Genomic DNA, 18,800 nt, shown 5'->3' on the forward strand with positions numbered 1-18,800 from the left:
ATGAATCAACACCTAAACAAAAAGAACCAATATCGAGACTAAGCAAAGGGAAAGCGCAAACTCGAACAATCCCGGATGCCAGACCCAGCGAAACACACCGGCGCGCGCGAGCAGGAAACGCATACCTAAGAAAATCGGCAACGCCACACACGCATAGACAAAAAAGGGCGGCAAGTAGATGCCAGCGATAGCAAACTCACTCAGCATTAGCGTGAACTCCGGGTCGTTGAGCAAAGTAATTTGCATGATTTTCAAGTAATGTCGCGATATTGAGAAACACAATGACGAGGCGCTTTCCCTCATCTAGAGCGGAGTTCTCTTGCGACAGTAAACGCGACAACGATTTTGCTGCACGACGGGCGTGCTTTGCGGCTAGCACAGGCTCAGCAGCACGGCGACTGATGTAACGCCAAGCGGTGGTAATCAAGTGACGCGACTCCGACTCTAGGGCTGTTTGCTGCAACCAATGCCGTAAGCGCAATAACTCCCGTCCCAAATGGATGCTGCCCATAGCATTCGCCACATCCCGCGCCATCAGCTCAGGTTGCGTTTTGAGCAGTGCCCCCAGTTGCGCTGTACGATGCTGTTGACGCCATTGCCAAGCACTGACACTGATGGTTCGCTTTCCTTTCAAGATAGCGAGGGTGTCATCACGAATCGTAAGGCGCAAACGCGCTACATCGCGTGACAGATTACGTGGCAGAATGATCTGAAACCCAAGCAGCGTAAAAGATGTCGCCAAAATCCAAGCCACTGCACCGTTCAGAAATAATGGAAAGTCATAGTGCATCGGGTTATCAGTTGCAGCCAGCGTCGTAAAGGCAACCAAATAAGTTACCCCAGCCAAGCCATAACGGGGCAAGGTCGTGGCGTAAATTCCTGGCAACCAAAACAGTCCCATTATCACCAACAGTAACGGCAACCCAGAGACATAAGGCAATACCAAAAAAGTACAGATAAATGCCATCACCACCGCAATCACGGTGCCTTTGATGAACTCAACAGCACCAAGCGCCGGATTGGGCGCCGTGGACAACAATGCGCAGGACGCCGCTAACCCAGCCAACATCAGATTGCCGTACGACCAGCCAGTGACTATCCAGAATGCCCCGCCCAGCACTACCGTCAACAACGCACGCAGACCATTTTGTAAGGCTGCCGACTTGTCACGACTGAACGGTACCGAAACTGATGTGGCTATCGGCCGCCATTGATGGAATCGGCTGATACCTTTAAGTGCTTCAAGATAGTCATCGAGCTGTTCAAGCAGTTGCTCGCCAACAATCACTAATGCGGCATACTCAGATTCATCATCAGGGATGTGTTCAGTGAAGGTGGCGAGCAGTTGCACCCGCAGTTCAGACAATAACTGCACAGCACGTTCCACGCCAGCAGCGTCGGCGGGATCCTTAAGGACATGGCTGACATGCAGCCAGGTCTGTTCCCATGTTGGCTGAAGCGCCCTCAATGCCCATAAATTAGCAGTGTGTTGCCACATTGGCGTCCCACCAACCAAGGCGGAAAATAAGGACACCATCGCATGGCGAACGGTCGCGGCCCGTTGCGCCAAATCGGCGGATTCAGCTTTACCCTGTGCCAGCAGATCATCCACCCCATAGATTTCAACAATGAGTCGCAACCTGCCAGCATCTAAGGGGGTGTTCCCACCATCGGCTTCACAATGAAGTACGCTAAGATTAGTCGCTAGGATCTCGGCTGTAGCCGATGCCAACCGATGCAACTGTGTCTGCAGACGAGCGCGTATGCTACGGGCACTGAAGAGCGTGGAGACAACAGCAAGACTCATCACACCTATCAGCACGGAGGTACCGCGTCCCATGATTTGATCGAACGCCAATTCTGGATGTTGCATCGCGCCATAAGTCGCCAGTCCCACGGTGTATCCCGCGAGGGTTGCGCCATAAGCTCGAAAATGACGTAACAGCGTCATTCCCATGACGCAGAGACCGAGCCAAAAACCAAAACCCAGAATAAACAACCACGGCATCTGACCAAATTCTGCAATCAGAATAAATGCTGCCAGCATGCCGATAAGGGTGCCGATGACCCGCCACACGCCCTTACCGATAACGGCACCTTGAACCGGGTTAATCACCAAAAGTACACTGGATGCCGCAGAATATGGTGCATCGATATCCAACCAATAGGCCAATACCAACGCCAGGCAGGCAGCAAGAAGCGAGCGCATTACGTAAGTCGCGCGCGGCGTTGTCAGATCTAGATATGGCAGACAAAGAATGACCTTTTCCCAACATAGACAAAAACTAGTGGAAGAAAAGCGGGGAACTGTGGATAACAGATTCACAGAACGCACATTTGCGGCCCTCTACAGTGAATTATTTCCACCACTGTAGATGAGGCAAATAGTTTCGAAAAGTGAACTTATCGCATCACTATGATTGCGTTATATGCACTTATTGAAAAGCAAAATCTGTCATGGTGTTATCAACTTCTTCGCCGAAGTTTCATACTCGTTGCACAGAGAGTGAATGGTATTTCGCAGCCATTGATGGGCGGGATCGCTATCTAGGCGTGGATGCCATGCCTGCGTCAGCAACACAGTTTCCAGAGGCGTCGGTAGTTCAAACAAACGAATGTGCAGCCCTGCAGCAAGCGCGCTGCTGGCTAGGTGTTTTGGCAACGGCAGCAATAAGTCTGAATCCTGCAGTGCAAACAATGCGGTATAAGGGTTTGGTACAATCAAAGAGACATGTCGATGCACACCATATTTTTCTAACGCTGTGTCGATTGGACCTATGGATTTCCCGCGCCGTGACACATTGATATGCTCCCAACGAGTGATACGTTCAAGGGTAACGTCACCGTCGAAAATCGGATGATCCACTCGGGCGACACCCACAAAGGTGGTAGTGAACAGCGGCTGAACACGGATTTCCTGCCCGAGTTTACGCGAACCGCTGATAAACAGATCGATACGTCCACTGCGCAACGCCTCTTCATCTACGTCATCTTCCTCTGGAGAAAAACGCAACATCGCTCGGGGCATATCTGTCGCCATAGCGCCCAAAAGCTGGCCCAGATAGATACTCAAGAATTCATCAGTCGCTCGAACATTAAAACGTCTATCCAGCGATTTCAGGTCAATCTCGCTGTCGGACGCAAATACCTGTGTAGCCTGCGCCACCGCCTGTCGCACCTGTTCGCGCAGCGCTAAAGCCTTGGGGGTTGGCATCAGTTTGCGACCAACTTGTTCAAATACCGGGTCACCCAAAGCTTCCCGAATACGACTTAGCGTGCGACTCATTGCCGGAGGACTCAGATTCATCCGCCGCGCTGCTCCTATCACACTCCCTTCATCAAGCAGTACATCTAACGCCAACAGTAAATTAAGATCTGGACGCGCCATAATGGTTTCCAATCATTAATTAAAACGCAATCATATTTCACTATAAATAACATAAAAAGCATTAATTACGGGAGAACTGCAATACTGCTGCCTCCTGAACCAATGACGAAACGATTGTTTGGCCAGGTGCCAGGTTGAACCAGTGGTGATTCTCAATGGTGATGACTTACTATGGTGGTAAAGTGCGATTTTGGGTTTTGAGGTTGTCACTGGTTTTCCACGTCATCAAGCACGGCGCCTGCGCTGGGCATAATGCTAGTATTGTTGTTATGGCGCACCTATAAAGCAGACTCAAAATCCCGCGTTGCCAAGCTATCTTGCGTTGTTGGCTGACCACTCAAGTGCGTAGTGCGTCCAGTTGCTGATGGAGGTGGGTTAACCGGATTTGACCAACCTAGACTTACAAAAACCCTGTTTAGAAACCTGTTAGGAGCCCAGCGAATGGCGGTAATAGGCTGTATCGCAAAATGGCAGTAATTGATACCCCGGCACTTATCGCAAACAGTTTGCCCACTCGCTCGGGTGTCATCTAGCGAAATCCAACAGAGCCATGTCACATAAAAAAGCGCCCGCAGGCGCTTTTAACACCCGCCAGATCATTTATGACGATTGCGGCTGCCCAGATAATCCAAAGCTAACACCAGCAGGATAGCGGCAATGGCACAAACCACTGCAAGCGCCAGTTGATGAGCATGGCCAGTAAGCTGTTCATAAGCAAATGGCGACAAATCCTGTTGTTGTAACGGCACCTGTTCACCGTGCGAGTTAGTACGCCAACTAAGCGTTTGTTTCCAAGGCCATATTTTACCAAGAGTTCCAAGCATCAGGCCGGTAAGGAACATCAGCGTGGCATCTCGGCAACGCTTTAATAGCATCGACAGCAGATGGCTGAAACAGAGGATCCCCAACACAGCCCCCACCGCAAAACAGCCAAGAATATCTAACTGCAAGTTTTTAGCGGCACCAAGCACCGCGGGATAAAGCCCCAGTAACAGCAGGATAAAACTGCCGGAGATCCCCGGTAGAATCATGGCACAGATAGCAATGGCTCCCCCGAAGAAGATATTCAGGTAACTGGCCTCCACCTGTCCAGGATTAATAACGGTAATCGCCCAGGCAAGCACCACGCCGACGGCAAATAAACCGATGCGCGGTATCGAAAAACCGCCCTGCACCTGCCGCAACATATGGTACACAGATACCAAGATCAGCCCGAAGAAGAACGACCACACCGGAATGGGATGTGTCGCCAGCAACCAAGAGATAAGTTTTGCCAGCGTAAAAATGCTGGTCAGGATCCCGGCGAGCAAGCTCACCAGAAAACCGCCATTAATGTGTGTAATAACACCCTGCAATCCCTGCTGCCGAAAAACCGCCCACAGCGATGGATTGATGCGGCGGATGCTTTCCAGCAGTTTGTCGTAAATACCCGTGATAAAAGCGATGGTTCCACCAGACACGCCGGGGACAACATCTGCCGCCCCCATGGCGAGGCCTTTCAGATAGGTCAACAGATAGTTCACACAATGTTCCTGATAACTTGAGGTCTGAGGCGGATTATACGTAACTCGGTCAACAAAGCTAAGTGAAGCTTTTACAGGCAACGGATATTTCTATGGCGGCTCAAATTGCAACAAGTCATGTCACTTAGTGACAAAATTTGTATTCACCGTGGTTCACATGGAAAAGTTAAGACATTGAATAATATTAAATTTTATCGCAATTTACTGATTTACACTGCGCCACCGATGCATCAGTGACATACCCAGCAACAAGTCACAGGGTTTCACCTACAGAGGATCTTTGTTACAACGAAAACACCCTGTAATACCAAAATAATCATTCTAACGGAGCATTCCATGCGTCAATTACCTCTGGCTTCACTGCTGTGTGCCAGCTTATTGATGGCCGCCCCTCTATATTCTTATGAAGCACAGGCAGCTGATCAATCACAACCAAGTCAAGCAACTGAGAAAGCGGAACACCCACAAGATAAAGCCGTCACGACCGAACACCGGATCAAAGTTAATGGTGACACGCTAAAATACCAAGCGACTACCGGCAATATGATTATCAAGGATGATAAAAATCAACCTTCGGCCAGCGTGTTCTACGTTGCCTACACCATGGAGTCCAAAAAAGATCAACCACGGCCAGTCACCTTTGTCTTTAATGGTGGCCCAGGTTCTTCTTCACTGTGGCTGCATATGGGCTCATTTGGCCCGGTAAGGGTAGAAACCACTAACGCTGCGCCTACTCCACCTGCACCATATAAATTGCTCGATAACCAATACACCTTATTGGACAGTACAGATCTGGTATTTATTGATGCGTTTGACACTGGATTCAGCCGTGGTATTACCACCGCCGATGCCAAAGACAAAGCAGGTAAAGATGAAAACCCCGCCAAGAAATTCTTTGGTGTTGATGAAGATGCCGACGGTTTTGCGCGTTTTATCACCCGTTACGTCACCGTCAACAACCGTTGGAATTCGCCCAAATACCTGCTGGGCGAATCCTATGGCACTGTACGCGCGCCCGTGTTGGCAAACCAACTGCAACAGGATGGCATGGCATTCAATGGCGTGATTCTAGTATCCAGCATTCTGAACTACGGTGCCAATGCACCAGGTCTGGATCGACAGTACGTAGGTCTGCTGCCAACGTTTGCCGCAGTGGCTTACTATCACAATAAATTACCGAATAAACCCGCTGAATTGGCATCATTCCTACAGCAGGTACGCACCTTTGCCGAAGGTGAATTTGCCCAAGCATTGGCTGCAGGTCACAATCTGCCAGCGGCGGAGTTGGATAAGGTTGCCGAGCAGTTACATCAATACACAGGTTTGAGTACTGAGTATCTTAAACACGCCAACTTGCGAGTTGGTCAGGCACAGTTCCGCAAAGAGCTGCTGCGCGATGAAGAACGTACCATGGGGCGTTATGACGGTCGTTTCACCGGCATGGACAAAGATGCCATTGGTGAAACCCCGAATACCGATCCGTCCGACACCGCACCGTCTGCGGCGTTTGTTGCCACCTTCAATGATTATTTATCTAATCAGCTGAACTATCATCCCGATGATACTTACCGGGTATTTAGCTTTGATGCATTCCGCAACTGGGATTGGCAGCACGATTTAGGGCGTGGACATAAGAGCCGTTCACCCTATGTGGTCGATGATCTCGGCAATGCCATACGCACTAACCCTAGCCTACAGGTGTTTTCCGCCAATGGTTACTTCGATATGGCCACACCATTCCATGCCACCGAATACGATTTGGCACACATGGAATTAGACCCATCGCTCATCGGTAATGTGCATTTTGGCTATTACCCGTCAGGTCACATGATTTACTTGAATCCAGAAGCATTGAAATCGCTACACAAGGATTTGGAAAACTTTTACAAAACCACCCAGCACCAATAACTGCGTCCATAACATTTAAGCCCTGCCAATGCAGGGCTTTTTGTTGTAGCACAGTTTAATGTTCTATAGCGGGTTTGCGTCGCAGCAACCACGCCATATAGCCGACAATCAACAAATTAACCGCCAACGTTGCAATACTCAGCAAATTATGGTGCACCACCACTTCATAAGCCTCAAACGGCAAGTAGATACCACCGCTGACCAACGCAAACCATTCGGTCCACACCATGCTATGCCAGAGGCCATAGGCCTCAACAAAACGGATACAAGAGTAGACTAATGCGCCAATGGCAATTAATGTCAGATTGATATTGCCCAGTGATTCAGCCGCATGCAGAAAAATCCCCGGCAGATGACTGGCGGGGTTCAAGTGTAGATGTGTCAATAACAGCTCACATGATTGTTTGAGGTCTTTACCTGCTAACGCATGAATACCCAGTCCCACAATCAACGACAATACACCTTTTGAGGCTTCAAGCAACGCAACTGCCCGCAACCCTTTATCCGCTTTTACCATCATGACCCCTGAGACAAAATCACCAAACACAAAATCACTAAACATCACGCCCGTTCCAGAGCGCCAAAACTAGCATACTTTGGTCAGAGTTCTGGCAATATTTATGACGTATCCAATACAAATTCGTTATTTTAGGCAGAGATGCCTATCCGCCATGACTATCGCGGATTTCCGTCAACGGTGAGTTTGAAGAGCGCGATAAGAGACACCGGCTCGGGCTAATGACAACGGATGATCTCACGCCATGAGCGCGGTGTTCAGTTGTAAAAAACCTTTTCTTGATGAGTGGGCGATATGAATGGCCGGGCTTACGTCTTTAGTGCATAAGGCGTAGCGCGAGCCAGCATCGATATTTGCTCCTAGTCACGAAACCTAGGACTGAGGCTAAAATAACTTGCACCAATTCCTGTTACTATAAACAACAGACAACTCACGCTCAGGAAGAATCAACATGCTGCCGCAAAGTGGCATCGCTCACAGCCAGCATTCCGCAGTGATTAATGCCGTTCAGCCATACCAACAAGTTGCCAGAATGGCTAACATTGATGCGGTGCGGGGGTTGGCGGTGCTGGGCATTTTCTTTCTGAATATCTTTAGTATGGGTATCAGCAGCTATGAATATGTGCCAGCCGCCACGGCAACTGTAGGCGATAGCATCGGCCAGGCACTGTATTATCTGGTACTCAGAGATCGTTTTATCTCGCTGTTTTCAATACTGTTTGGCGCAGGGCTATACATTCAGTGGCAGAATTTCAGTGCCCGCGGCCTTGACGCCGGAGCGAAGGTGAAGTCACGCCTTTGCTGGCTGATGCTGTTTGGCGTACTGCATGGTATTTTTCTTTGGCCTGGGGACATTCTGCTAAGTTATGGTCTATGTGGCATGTTGGTATGGCGTTACCGGCAGCTCCCCGTCGCTGAACTGCTGCGTAAAGCGCAACTGTTTATCGCAATAGGTTTGTTGGTAATGTTGCTGATGGCGTTAATTCCGTTTGATGTGCCGTCAGTCGTGCGTGGCTCACCTGAGTACATAGCGGAATATCAGTTATGGACCGGTAGTTACAGTGACCAATTGCGGCAACAACTGCCGGTTGTCGCTATCAGCTTATTAGTATTTCCGATGACATATCTATGGATCCTCAGCGGATTGATGCTGCTAGGGATCTATCTGCTACGCCAAGGTTGGTTCAGCGGCCCGATTGCCAGAATTGGCTATTTATTCTGGGGTTCATTGCTGCTGTCATTGCTCGCCTACGGTTGCAGTTATGGCCACAGTCAACTGCTGCAGAATCTGGCACTGGTGCTAGTTGTAATGGCTGCCATTCCTATGGCATTGTGGTTTTTGCAGGTGATAGTACGTTATTGTGGCAATCAACCGCAGCGACTTAAATCACTACAGGCTGCAGGCCGAGTCGCCCTAACGCTATACATATTGCAGTCCGTAGTAGGGGTCAGCTTATTTCGTTCTATTGCGCCAGAACTGCTGCTGACCATGGATTTTATGGATTATTTGCTACTGGCGGTTATCTGGTCAGGTATACAGTTAGTTCTTGCCCGCTGCTATCTACATTTTTTTAAACAAGGCCCGTTAGAATGGCTTTGGCGCAAGCTGGCCTATAACCAAAACGGAAGCTAACTCTTGCCACCAAAAACCCGCCAACCTCGACACCGCTTAAACCCGCGACGGTCACTGTTTTGGCAAATTCCCGGAGCTTATAAAATAACGCTGATATTTGCCGTGTATTTGCTGCTATTGGTCACTAACCAAGTCTTATCGTGGTGGTTTATCATCTGGTATCTATTACTAAGTTTGACAACCTACTGGCTATACGCCAATGACAAGCAAGCGGCGATTAAGCACCTGCCGCGTACCTCCGAACGCAAGTTGCAACTATTTGGGTTACTTGGTGGTTGGCCCGGAGCGTTATTGGCGCGCCACAGATTGCGCCATAAAACCGTTAAAACCCGGTTCCGCATGCTGTTTTGGAGTGGTGTTGTTGTAAATCTGCTATTGCTAGTTGCCATCTCACAGTATTCAAAATTCCTCTTGGCGGCACATTGGTAATATCTGTGAAGCCGGAGCGCAAACTGCTAATATACCGCGGCACCTGCAGTTACGGGCGAAAATACAGGAAGACTGAATGAAGACAATTATTGGTGTGATACTGGCATCAACCGTGGCAATAGCCATGTACTTTTATCTGAACTCGCTGACGAATCGTGGTATCGAAGAAATGGCGGCTCAGGGAGATGCGTTCCTGGCGGCGAATAAAACCAAGCCTGGAGTATTCACAACCGCCAGTGGTCTGCAATATGAATATTTGGCTCATGGTCAGGGCAAGGTGCATCCCTCTGCCGAAGATACCGTCAAAGTCCATTATGAGGGGCGGCTATTAGACGGTACGGTTTTTGACAGTTCATTCAAACGAGGAGAACCGTTAAAATTTCCACTGAATCGGGTTATTAAAGGCTGGACCGAAGGCGTCCAACTCATGGTGGAAGGCGATAAGATGCGCCTATTTATTCCCAATAATCTGGCTTATGGTAATCGTTCAGCCGGTCCTATCCCCCCTGGTGCAGCACTAATTTTTGATATTGAGTTACTCAAAATCAATCCTTAGCCGATTTTCACGCGCTCGCGGTTAACATCGCCAGCAAGCCGCGACATACCAGTGTTTCAGAATCGTCCACCCGACTTATCTGACACAAACCGGACATTGCTGGCGATACCATTTCGCGGATGTTGGCGACACAACCTTTATAATAATCAGCATTGGCAATGGTGCTGCCAGCCAGCCACAAGTGCTGCGGATTGAACAGGTTAATCGCCCAGGCGATGCCCATTCCCAGATAAGCTCCTGACCGGTACAGTTCTACCGGGTTGCGCATACGTCGCTGACGAATAGACTCACCGCTGGCCATCTGTTCCAGCGTAAACTCGCCAGACTCTGTCATCACCCAGCAGTTCCCTAAGTCTCCGGCCAAGCCATTAGCTCCGGTGAAAACTTTACCGTGACTGGCAAGTGCCAGTCCCATGCCTTCTGAACACATAACTAAAAGCTCGCAAGCATATTTGGCACTGGTGACCGCATGCATTGCGGCCTGCACATCGTTACTGACAACGGCCAACTCACCTCGAGTTTGCAGCTTACGCAGGTTCTGCCCGGCCAACCCCGGCAGATGCCTACAAGAAACTAGCGAGTGATCTCGTACCATGCCCGGAAAAGCCAACGCTAATCGGTAATCCCGCAGTTGGTAGTCATTTTCTAAATCAGCGATCTGCTGGTTTAGCGCTTCCAAAGAAAAGCCTTCTCCTGTGGGGATTTTATACTGCTCGGTGCTCCCCGCATCGTTGAACAGAAACAGCGCCGTTTCCGAACCGACTTCAATTGTTAATTCAGCCATGCAATCCCCCAAAAGCCTTACCGCAGCAAGGTACTGGCGGCAATAGTAGCACAGGCATTCAGTGTGCGGCACTGCCCATAACTTAACATATTGCTTTTGCGACAATTCCAGCTGAATTATTGCGCTGCTAGCGGCAGTCCACCCGTCAAGGCAATAACATCAGCCCAGCAACCATCGCAAACAATGCATTTGCGCCGGATAGCCACACAGTTGCTTGCGAATTGGGTAAGCTGCTTGCGATAATCAACGCCACAATATTGATAACAGACAATCGGCGAACATTCTCAATAACGCTGGTATATCACGGAGTCCCTATGTCCAGTAACATTGCTGCACGTCTTACCGCTGTGCGTGGCGAGATGGCTAAGCTCAATCTTGATGCCTTTATCCAACCCCGCGCGGATGAATATCTGGGAGAATATGTTCCCGCCCATAACGAGCGTTTACTGTGGCTGACGGGATTTACCGGCTCTGCGGGCATGGCAATCGTGATGAAAGACTCCGCAGCGGTGTTTGTTGATGGACGTTATGTAGTGCAAGTGCGTCAACAGGTGGATGCCAAGCTTTACCGCTATGAAAGCCTCACTGACATGCCGCAATATCAATGGCTGGCCGAACATCTGCCCAGCGGCAGCAGAGTTGGGGTTGACCCGCGTTGCCATACCTTGGCCTGGTTCAATGAGGCAGCAGCTACCTTAGATAAAGTAGGCATTGAGCTCGTCGCCTTAAACGACAACCCGGTAGATATTTGCTGGCAACCGCGTCCCGTCCCCACCAAAGAACCGGCATTACTGTTCAGTGACAGCGCGGCAGGCAAAACCAGTCGGCAAAAACGCACTGAAATCGCTGAGTTGGTCAAAAAGGCTGGTGCCGACGTAGCACTCATTACCGCACTTGATTCTTTCTGCTGGCTGCTCAATCTGCGTGGTCAGGATATTCCACGCATTCCGGTGATCCTGGGGACAGCCCTGCTTTATGCTGATGGCACAATGACCTTATTCACCGACCTAGATAAATTACCACAAGGCACTGCTGCCCATGTGGGTGAAGGGGTAAGTTTTAAAGCAGAAGCTGAACTCAGTCATGCACTGGCATCACTGAAAGGCAAAAAACTCCTGGCCGATCCCAACAGCGCCAATGCCGCCTGCCAGCTGCAAGCCAAAGCCGCTGGTGCCAAACTGATTGCAGGCGCGGACCCAGTCGCGATCCCGAAAGCCTGTAAAAATCCGGCGGAGATGCAGGGGATGATCGACAGTCATATCCGCGATGGCGTGGCTGTTAGTCGTTTTCTGGCTTGGTTAGATAACGAAGTCGCCAATGGCCGGCTATATGATGAAGCCGCTCTGGCTGAGAAGTTGGAAGGTTTCCGCAAACAGCATGCACTCTACCGCGAGCCCAGTTTTGACACCATCTCCGCGGCTGGTGCCAACGCCGCTATGTGTCACTACAATCATCTGAACGGCACCCCTAAGATGCTGGAAATGAACAGCATCTATCTAGTGGACTCCGGCGCACAGTACCTTGATGGCACCACAGATGTCACCCGTACCATCGCCATTGGTGCAGTAACGGATGAACAGAAAAAGCTAGTAACACTGGTGCTTAAAGGTCATATCGCATTGGATCAAGCACGGTTCCCCAAAGGTACCACTGGCCAGCAACTGGATATTCTGGCGCGCCAATACCTGTGGCAACAGGGCTTTGACTATGACCACGGTACAGGTCACGGCGTTGGCCATTATCTAAGTGTGCACGAAGGTCCACAACGCATCGGCAAAAACCATAATGCAGTTGCGTTGGAACCCGGCATGATCTTATCTAATGAACCTGGCTACTATCGTGAAGGTGCCTTTGGTATCCGCCTGGAAAATCTGGTTACGGTCAAACCCTGTGCGGCGCTGGCGGGGGCAGAAAGAGAAATATATGGCTTTGAAGCACTTACGCTGATCCCAATGGATAAGCGCTTGTTTGATAAAAAGCTCATGACCGAGGCTGAAATTGAGTGGGTGAATCGCTATCACCAGCGGGTTTACACCACCTTGTCACCAATGCTTGCCGGCGCTGACTTAACTTGGCTACGACAAGCCACCGCCGCACTTTAACCACCCTTGCAGGGGAGCTTTGGCTCCCCCCCACTTGCTTGCTACAGATCCTGCGCTTGAATTTGGTTATACTTGCCGCCATATAAACTGCAGTAGCGTTTTTAGAGAGTTATGCCAATGCTGAATACTGAATTTGATAAATATCTGGAGTTTCCTACGTCTTTCCCGTTTAAGGTGGTAGGCGATTACAGCGAACAGCTGGCTGAGCAAGTGGTGATGGTGGTACAGAAACATGCCCCTGGTGACTACACCACCTCATCCAAGACGTCTAGCAAGGGCAGTTACTTGTCCGTAACCATCAGGGTACAGGTCACCAGCAAAGAGCATATTGAAACCCTGTACACTGAACTTGCCGCCATCGAGGGTGTCCGCCGGGTGTTATAACACATCACAAAATGTGATCTGCATTACATTTTTGCCGACTCTGGGTATAATGGCCGGCAGTACCACAGGGAGAGAAGTTGCCCTTGTCAGAGAAAATCCTACACGTATTCCATCTGGGTAAGATGGATTACGAAACGGTATGGCATGCCATGCAGCACTATACCAATATCCGCGACGATAGTAGCCGTGACGAGCTATGGCTGGTGGAGCATCCACCTGTCTTTACGCAAGGTCAGGCAGGCAAAGCCGAGCATATCCTGGCACCCGGCGATATACCGGTGGTGCAGGTAGACCGTGGCGGTCAGGTGACTTATCACGGCCCAGGGCAAATGGTTGCTTATCCACTGCTAAACGTGCGCAACCTGAAGATTGGTGTACGGCAATTGGTCACCGATATTGAGCAATCGGTCGTTGGAGTGCTGGCACGTTTCCAAATAGAAGCTTACCCGAAAGCCGATGCGCCCGGAGTTTATGTCGATGATAAAAAGATCGCATCGCTCGGGCTGCGCATTCGACGGGGCTGTTCCTTCCACGGTGTGGCATTCAATGTCGATATGGACCTAGAGCCATTCCACCGCATTAATCCCTGTGGTTACGCCGGACTGGAAATGACTCAGTGTAAAGATCTGGGTGGTCCTGCTACGGTAGAGGAAGCCGCCAAACTCTTCAGCGAAATTTTCAGCCAGCGACTTGGCTATCAGCAATTACAGCATTACCAAGGATTACCAGAGTCATGAACAGGCCAGAAAGATTACAACCCGGCGTAAAATTGCGTGACGCCGACAAAGTTGCTCGCATTCCCGTAAAGGTTGTCCCGTCTGAACGTGACACTATGCTGCGTAAACCGGATTGGTTGCGAGTAAAACTGCCGTCATCCAATCAACGTATTCTGGATATCAAACAGGCGCTGCGCAGCCACGGTCTGCACTCCGTCTGCGAGGAAGCCTCTTGCCCGAATCTGGCAGAGTGTTTTAACCACGGCACAGCGACCTTTATGATCCTCGGCGCTATTTGTACCCGTCGCTGCCCATTTTGCGATGTTGCCCATGGTCGGCCATTAAAACCCGATCCCGAAGAACCGTTGCAATTGGCGCGCACCATTCGTGATATGAAGCTCAAGTACGTGGTGATCACCTCTGTGGACCGCGATGATTTACGCGATGGCGGGGCACAGCACTTTGCTGACTGTATCCGCGAGATCCGTAAACTTAATCCCCATATCAAGATAGAAATCCTGGTGCCGGACTTCCGTGGCCGTATTGAACAAGCACTGGATATATTAGCCACCGAGCCTCCAGATGTGTTCAACCACAATCTGGAAACCGCGCCAGCGCATTATCGTAAGGCCCGTCCAGGCGCTAACTATCAATGGTCTTTAAACCTGCTACAACAATTCAAGCAACGCCACCCAGAAATCCCCACTAAATCTGGCCTGATGATGGGACTTGGCGAAACCAATGAAGAGATAGTGCAGGTGCTAAAAGATCTGCGCGCTCATGGTGTTAACATGCTGACACTGGGGCAATACTTGCAGCCTTCCCGCTTCCATCTGCCGGTAGAGCGTTATGTGACTCCGCAGGAGTTCGATGAATTGCATGACGTCGCCGTGGAATTAGGCTTCACTCACGCCGCCTGTGGGCCATTGGTACGCTCCAGCTACCATGCTGATCTGCAAGCCCAAGGGAAAGAAGTTAAGTAACGCCTTGGGTCTTTGAGATAACAAAGCCGCCTGATGGCGGCTTTGTTATTTCGGGAGATTATGCCTGAATATCGCAGTGCAGTCTTAACTCCATCAACAGTGCATCTTCTCGCCCGTTCGCCGTGTGATAATAATTTCTACGACTGCCAGTTTCGATAAAACCCAGATGGCGATAAAGGCCAATAGCAGCAGTATTACTCACCCGAACTTCCAACAGTAACACCTCAATATATTGCGCCTTTAACGACGCAATAGTCTGCTCCAGCAACAGCTTGCCAAAGCCTTTGCCTTGGCAGCTAGGCATCACACAGATATTCATCAAAGTCGCTTCTTCAAACAAGCATTGCAGAATACTGAAGCCTATTAGTTGTTCATCATCGTCAAACAATCCAAGCTGCTGGTAAAAACGACCAAAACAACTTTTAAGCGTTGCCTCATCCCAAGGATAAGGATGCGCCAACTGTTCTACTGCCAGCATTTGCGGCAATTGTTCTAGCGAAATAGGTAGTACCTGAGCCATTACTGCACACCATCCAAATGAGGCCACAGCTGCTGCCATAAGGCACGTTTAGCCTGACTGCTTTGCTGTAACTCAGCTATTGTGGGAGTCGATATCATCGCATCAACTTCGTCGCTGTGACCAAAGCACCACAACACTTCTGCACCTGCGTCCACCTTAGAAATCACTTGGCAGGCTTCCGGCGCGCTCCCCAGTAGCGTTAGCACCGTTATGACGAGCGGATGCTGCAGTAACGAATGATCATCGTCAGCTAGCAATAGCAACGCAGGAGCGCCTGCACTCACCTTTGGACGCCACTGAGTAATCCCCATGGCATGCAGAAATTTATTCATAAAAACACCTGATATTACTGTCACTACAGGATATCAGTTCTCTATTTTGCTGTCCCAACAACTATCAGATACCCATACTTTTTCAGTGTATATCGATTAAGGGTATCTGTTTTATCGACTTTCATCCTGTGGCTAAGACGTTATCATGGACGGGTAGCCAAAAAGGAGGGTTATATTATGAGTACAGAAATCAATATCGGTATCAATCAGGCTGATCGTGTGGAAATAGCCAACGGCTTGAATAACCTGTTGGCAGACACCTATAGCCTCTACCTCAAAACCCACAGTTTTCACTGGAATGTTACAGGCCCCATGTTCAACACCCTGCACCTGATGTTTGAAACTCAGTATACAGAGTTAGCCTTAGCAGTAGATATCATCGCTGAACGAGTGCGGGCACTAGGCGAGCGGGCGCTGGGTTCTTATAGCGCTTATGCGAAAGTCACCGGCATCAAAGAAGATAATGGCGTCACCGACGCCAATCAGATGTTACAGGAGCTGCTGGAAGGCCAAGAAGTCATTATTCGTCGCGCCAGAGCACTCTATCCCTTGGTCAATCAAGCGGATGACGAAGCCACCGCAGACCTACTGACACAACGCATCCAACTACACGAAAAAACTGCGTGGATGCTGCGCAGTATGTTAGCAAAATAACATTGTTAGTATCAGCAAGCCGCCGTACAAGGCGGCTTTTTCATTTCGCTGTAAACCGCAAAACGCTGTGCTTTTAGATTATGCCGCCACTAATTTATCGAATTGGACTTAACGTGACAGGCATCTTGTCCATTCACATTTTATACAACAGTTTTTTGACAAAGTTTATAAAAGTTATAGCATCAATTTGTTAACACATTGAGCTGGGGCATAAAATGGAATTTATCGAAAAACTGGAGCAAATCGCAAAACGGATACCTGCAATTTCTGCAAATCTAACAACCGAAGAAGCCACTAAGAACGCGCTGATTATGCCGTTTCTCAATCAAGTTCTTGGATACGACATATTTAACCCTCTGGAAGTAGTACCAGAGTTCACAGCAGACACACCAAACAAACGCAACGAAAAAGTAGATTATGCACTGATGATTGATGGAAAAGTGCAGGTACTTATCGAATGTAAGCGCTTTGGTGAGCAATTAGCAATTAAACATGCAGGGCAATTATTCCGTTACTTTTCCACTACCAATGCCAGAATAGCTATTCTCACAAATGGTGTTGAATATCAATTCTTTACTGATATAGACGCCCCCAATAAGATGGATGAAAAACCATTCTTGAAGTTGGATTTACTGAATATTGATAAACACGTCATAAGCGGTATCGCAAAACTCACTAAGGAATCGTTTGACCTTGACTCAATTGTAAATACGGCTGGGGACTATAAGTATCTAAGTCAGATAAAGAAACTCATTGAAGAACAAGTTAAAAATCCTGATGATGATTTTGTCCGTTTTTTTGCTTCAAGAGTTTACGATGGCGCCATAACGGCAAAAGTAAAACAGCAGTTTTCAGAACTCACCATTAAAGCCTTCAGCCAATTCATCAACGACAGCATTAACGCCAGACTAAAGACAGCACTTCATAGTGACGAAGCAAAACCAGACGGCTCCAATGCGGAAATAGACGAAGATGAAAACAAGATCATCACAACTGAGGAAGAAATTGAAGGTTTTAATATCGTCAAAGCCATACTACGGCAAAAACTTGATGTTGCCCGTATTGTGTCACGAGATCAACAAAGCTACTTTGGTATATTGCTAGACGACAATAATCGGAAGCCGCTATGTCGTCTCCACTTCAACACCAAACAAAAATACATCGGTACGTTCGATGAAAATAAAAAGGAAACACGTCACCCTATCGAATCACTAGATGATCTTTTCAAATTTGCAGATCAATTATTGGCAACAGCGGCACATTATGTAGCGTGAATTCATTGATTACATGATGACGCGATCATCTTTGTAATCAACGAACGTGTAATAGTAAGTTAACAGCAGATAGCTTTGCACAGCAGATGCAAGGCTACGAAGAGGATAGTAGCTGAATAACAAAAACGGCTCGCACATAACATGCAAGCCGTTGAAATTATTGGCAGGGGTGACAGGACTCGAACCCGTAACCGTCGGTTTTGGAGACCGCTGTTCTACCAATTGGAACTACACCCCTACGGAACGACGGGCATTATGCTAAAACCCTGATAAAAGGTAAAGAACTTTTTGCCATAACAAGCGCCGACTGCAGTTTTTTCAGACAAAGATTAGTTATTTTGTCATTCTCGCTAATGATCTACAGCGAAACATTTATTTATCTATAAATAAACAGAAAAACTGTACGGATTTCACCAGAATGGTGCCATGACAATAAGTGGCAATAATCACTTAAATCAGGTGGTTATTGTGGAATAACTAAACATATAACTGAAAAGCAAAAAGGCCACCGATGAGGGTGGCCTTTTTGTGGTATTAGGCGCTTGGCGATGACCTACTCTCACATGGGGAGACCCCACACTACCATCGGCGCGATTGTGTTTCACTTCTGAGTTCGGGATGGAGTCAGGTGGTACCACAATGCTATTGTCACCAAGCAAATTCGTTAATTTGGAAAGCTGTTGCTTTGATAATGGTGGTCGCTACTGGGATCGAACCAGTGACCCCCTGCTTGTAAGGCAGGTGCTCTCCCAGCTGAGCTAAGCGACCTTATCTTGTCTGCTGTCACGCTAACGGCATTGTTTTCTCGCTCCGGTGCTTGTGTACTCTTGTACACGCCGCGCCTCACTCGTCACAGCTTTGTTAGCCTGACACCAAGCCTGCGTTACATTTTTCAGTAGTGGTTCTCTTACTTCAACCAAGTCTTGCCATTCATTCAAGGTATTCACGACCTCCTGGGAGGTAGTGCCAGAAACCCATCTGGGTTGTATGGTTAAGCCTCTCGAGTCATTAGTACAGGTTAGCTCAACGCCTCACAACGCTTACACACCCTGCCTATCTACGTCCTGGTCTCGAACGGCTCTTTAGTGGACTCTAGT

At 48.8% G+C, this 18,800-nt stretch carries 18 protein-coding genes, 2 tRNA genes and 2 rRNA genes; 10 read left to right on the forward strand and 12 right to left on the reverse strand.

All coding sequences use genetic code 11. The features are described 5' to 3' along the window. Positions 1-12: 12 nt before the first annotated feature. The 4 genes from J3L11_RS02785 to J3L11_RS02800 form a co-directional block, all read right to left on the reverse strand. Positions 13-207 carry a DUF1656 domain-containing protein gene (locus J3L11_RS02785; RefSeq protein ID WP_207569928.1) on the reverse strand — a complete coding sequence of 65 codons (195 nt, stop codon included), beginning with the start codon at positions 205-207 and terminating at the stop codon, positions 13-15. Further along, positions 197-2,209 (reverse strand): FUSC family protein, encoded by a 2,013-nt coding sequence (locus J3L11_RS02790; protein WP_207569929.1) that lies wholly within the window; start codon positions 2,207-2,209, stop codon positions 197-199. The genes J3L11_RS02785 and J3L11_RS02790 overlap by 11 nt, the downstream gene beginning before the upstream one ends. Positions 2,210-2,455: 246 nt before the next feature. Beyond that, a complete protein-coding gene (locus J3L11_RS02795) occupies positions 2,456-3,388 on the reverse strand; it encodes a LysR family transcriptional regulator (protein ID WP_207569930.1) in 933 nt (310 codons plus the stop codon). A gap of 596 nt (positions 3,389-3,984) precedes the next feature. Next, entirely contained in the window at positions 3,985-4,911 is a 927-nt protein-coding gene (locus tag J3L11_RS02800; protein WP_207569931.1) for a DUF368 domain-containing protein, read from the reverse strand. A gap of 336 nt (positions 4,912-5,247) precedes the next feature. Here J3L11_RS02800 and J3L11_RS02805 point away from each other — a divergent pair, with 336 nt between their 5' ends. Further along, entirely contained in the window at positions 5,248-6,819 is a 1,572-nt protein-coding gene (locus tag J3L11_RS02805; RefSeq protein WP_242695052.1) for a peptidase S10, read from the forward strand. Between the two features lie 55 nt (positions 6,820-6,874). On the opposite strand, the gene J3L11_RS02810 is transcribed toward J3L11_RS02805, so the two are convergent. Beyond that, on the reverse strand, positions 6,875-7,381 hold the full coding sequence (locus J3L11_RS02810) for a DUF2127 domain-containing protein (RefSeq protein WP_242695064.1): 507 nt from the start codon (positions 7,379-7,381) through the stop codon (positions 6,875-6,877). Between the two features lie 406 nt (positions 7,382-7,787). Between J3L11_RS02810 and J3L11_RS02815 the strand changes: the two genes are divergently transcribed. The 3 genes from J3L11_RS02815 to J3L11_RS02825 all read left to right on the forward strand — a co-directional run bounded on the left by J3L11_RS02815 (position 7,788) and on the right by J3L11_RS02825 (position 9,954). Next, positions 7,788-8,969: a DUF418 domain-containing protein gene (locus J3L11_RS02815; RefSeq protein WP_207569932.1), complete on the forward strand. Its 1,182-nt coding sequence runs from the start codon at positions 7,788-7,790 to the stop codon at positions 8,967-8,969. A 3-nt stretch (positions 8,970-8,972) separates the two neighbouring features. Further along, on the forward strand, positions 8,973-9,398 hold the full coding sequence (locus tag J3L11_RS02820) for a DUF1294 domain-containing protein (protein ID WP_207569933.1): 426 nt from the start codon (positions 8,973-8,975) through the stop codon (positions 9,396-9,398). A 76-nt stretch (positions 9,399-9,474) separates the two neighbouring features. Continuing rightward, positions 9,475-9,954 (forward strand): FKBP-type peptidyl-prolyl cis-trans isomerase, encoded by a 480-nt coding sequence (locus tag J3L11_RS02825; RefSeq protein WP_133040676.1) that lies wholly within the window; start codon positions 9,475-9,477, stop codon positions 9,952-9,954. Between the two features lie 7 nt (positions 9,955-9,961). Here the strand turns inward: J3L11_RS02825 and J3L11_RS02830 are convergent, their stop codons facing one another. After that, the gene (locus J3L11_RS02830) at positions 9,962-10,738 is read right to left on the reverse strand and encodes an ROK family protein (RefSeq protein WP_207569934.1); all 777 of its coding nucleotides are present in this window, start codon (positions 10,736-10,738) and stop codon (positions 9,962-9,964) included. 314 nt (positions 10,739-11,052) lie between these two features. Between J3L11_RS02830 and J3L11_RS02835 the strand changes: the two genes are divergently transcribed. The 4 genes from J3L11_RS02835 to lipA all read left to right on the forward strand — a co-directional run bounded on the left by J3L11_RS02835 (position 11,053) and on the right by lipA (position 14,923). Next, the gene (locus J3L11_RS02835) at positions 11,053-12,840 is read left to right on the forward strand and encodes an aminopeptidase P family protein (protein ID WP_207569935.1); all 1,788 of its coding nucleotides are present in this window, start codon (positions 11,053-11,055) and stop codon (positions 12,838-12,840) included. A 117-nt stretch (positions 12,841-12,957) separates the two neighbouring features. Further along, complete coding sequence (gene ybeD, locus J3L11_RS02840; RefSeq protein WP_133040679.1) at positions 12,958-13,224, forward strand: DUF493 family protein YbeD; 267 nt, start codon at positions 12,958-12,960, stop codon at positions 13,222-13,224. Between the two features lie 83 nt (positions 13,225-13,307). Next, entirely contained in the window at positions 13,308-13,961 is a 654-nt protein-coding gene (lipB, locus tag J3L11_RS02845; protein WP_207569936.1) for a lipoyl(octanoyl) transferase LipB, read from the forward strand. Beyond that, positions 13,958-14,923, forward strand: a complete 966-nt coding sequence (gene lipA, locus J3L11_RS02850) for a lipoyl synthase (protein ID WP_133040681.1) — start codon at positions 13,958-13,960, stop codon at positions 14,921-14,923. The genes lipB and lipA overlap by 4 nt, the downstream gene beginning before the upstream one ends. Before the next feature lie 58 nt (positions 14,924-14,981). Here the strand turns inward: lipA and rimI are convergent, their stop codons facing one another. Continuing rightward, on the reverse strand, positions 14,982-15,443 hold the full coding sequence (rimI, locus tag J3L11_RS02855) for a ribosomal protein S18-alanine N-acetyltransferase (RefSeq protein WP_207569937.1): 462 nt from the start codon (positions 15,441-15,443) through the stop codon (positions 14,982-14,984). Beyond that, positions 15,443-15,775 (reverse strand): DNA polymerase III subunit psi, encoded by a 333-nt coding sequence (locus J3L11_RS02860; RefSeq protein WP_207569938.1) that lies wholly within the window; start codon positions 15,773-15,775, stop codon positions 15,443-15,445. Before J3L11_RS02860 ends, rimI begins: the two co-directional genes overlap by 1 nt. Positions 15,776-15,952: 177 nt before the next feature. Between J3L11_RS02860 and J3L11_RS02865 the strand changes: the two genes are divergently transcribed. Both J3L11_RS02865 and J3L11_RS02870 read left to right on the forward strand, forming a co-directional pair. Then, positions 15,953-16,429 carry a Dps family protein gene (locus J3L11_RS02865; RefSeq protein ID WP_133040684.1) on the forward strand — a complete coding sequence of 159 codons (477 nt, stop codon included), beginning with the start codon at positions 15,953-15,955 and terminating at the stop codon, positions 16,427-16,429. A 215-nt stretch (positions 16,430-16,644) separates the two neighbouring features. Then, on the forward strand, positions 16,645-17,703 hold the full coding sequence (locus tag J3L11_RS02870) for a type I restriction endonuclease (protein WP_207569939.1): 1,059 nt from the start codon (positions 16,645-16,647) through the stop codon (positions 17,701-17,703). Positions 17,704-17,864: 161 nt separating this feature from the next. Here J3L11_RS02870 and J3L11_RS02875 read toward each other — a convergent pair. The 4 genes from J3L11_RS02875 to J3L11_RS02890 all read right to left on the reverse strand — a co-directional run. After that, positions 17,865-17,941 (reverse strand) — tRNA-Trp (locus tag J3L11_RS02875). A gap of 302 nt (positions 17,942-18,243) precedes the next feature. Continuing rightward, positions 18,244-18,359, reverse strand: a 5S ribosomal RNA gene (gene rrf, locus J3L11_RS02880). A 36-nt stretch (positions 18,360-18,395) separates the two neighbouring features. Continuing rightward, positions 18,396-18,471: transfer RNA gene (locus J3L11_RS02885), tRNA-Val, on the reverse strand. A 219-nt stretch (positions 18,472-18,690) separates the two neighbouring features. Then, positions 18,691-18,800 (reverse strand): 23S ribosomal RNA (locus tag J3L11_RS02890); the annotation flags it as partial.

This window comes from Shewanella sp. 4t3-1-2LB, from assembly GCF_017368415.1.
GTDB lineage: Bacteria > Pseudomonadota > Gammaproteobacteria > Enterobacterales > Shewanellaceae > Shewanella > Shewanella fodinae.